Raw genomic sequence first — 986 nt, forward strand, 5'->3', positions numbered from 1 at the left:
GGCACGGTGGGTATTCGCGATGATGGCGATATTCAGATTGATGTCGGTTCCGTCGCCGGGCCTATTTCGGTGAATACCACAGGCGGTACTGCGGAAAATGGCGGCTCCATAACCTTCCGTCCGATGAATCCGGGCGACACAAACTTTACGCTCCACCTGGGTGAGCTTATCGCCAGCGGTGGTGCGGGCGACTGGAACAACGACGGTGGCCATGGGGGAGATATAGAAGCCCAGGCGCCCACTATCGTACTTCACGATAGTCTCACTAGCCTTGGCGGGGGCGCTACGCGCAACTGGCACGACGATGGTGAAAGCGGCACGGTGATGCTAACGGGGGCCGTAGAACTCGCCGAGCCGGTAACGGTCGACCTCTCTCCCACAGAGGATCTACAGGCCAACCCGCCCGAAGGTGCCGGCAACTTCACCCTTATCGGTACCCTGGACAGCACCGCGGGCGGCGCACAGGATTTCACAGTCAGTGCGACCGATATCTTCCTCTCCCAAGCCATTGGCGCTACCCAAGCGCTGGGCACGGTCGTTTTCAATACCTACGGCAAGGTCACACTGGGTGGAGATGCCCTCCCAACCACCGCCGGCATGACCATCAATGGCCAAACCGACAGCAACGAACTTCAGGCTCCCAACACCTCCAGCCTTTGGACCTTAACGAACTCGGGTGCCGGCTCCGTGGCACCCGACTCTGAGGGTACTGGCGGCACGGTGAGCTTTACCGGGATCGAAACCCTCCGGGCGGGCAATAGTACCAACCGGTTTGAGGTGGACTTGGCGACGGGAGCGCCCGATAATATTGCCTTCTCCCTGTTCGGCGGCACGGGTGAAGACACCCTGGTCGGTGGCGATGTCACCAACACCTGGGACCTGGGCGCGGAGGAAACCCTAAACGATAACCTCTCTTTCGAAGGCATAGAAACGCTTATCGGCGGCGGCCAAACCGATACCTTCGAGGTCAGTGACGGGACCACCTA

At 60.1% G+C, this 986-nt stretch carries 1 protein-coding gene; it reads left to right on the forward strand.

What is annotated here, in order from left to right:
• The coding region (locus AAE514_RS18455; protein WP_347333034.1) for a hypothetical protein at positions 1-986 on the forward strand (986 nt) is incomplete at both ends.

Source organism: Marinimicrobium locisalis (genome assembly GCF_039822625.1).
GTDB classification, from domain to species: Bacteria; Pseudomonadota; Gammaproteobacteria; order Pseudomonadales; family Cellvibrionaceae; genus Marinimicrobium; species Marinimicrobium locisalis.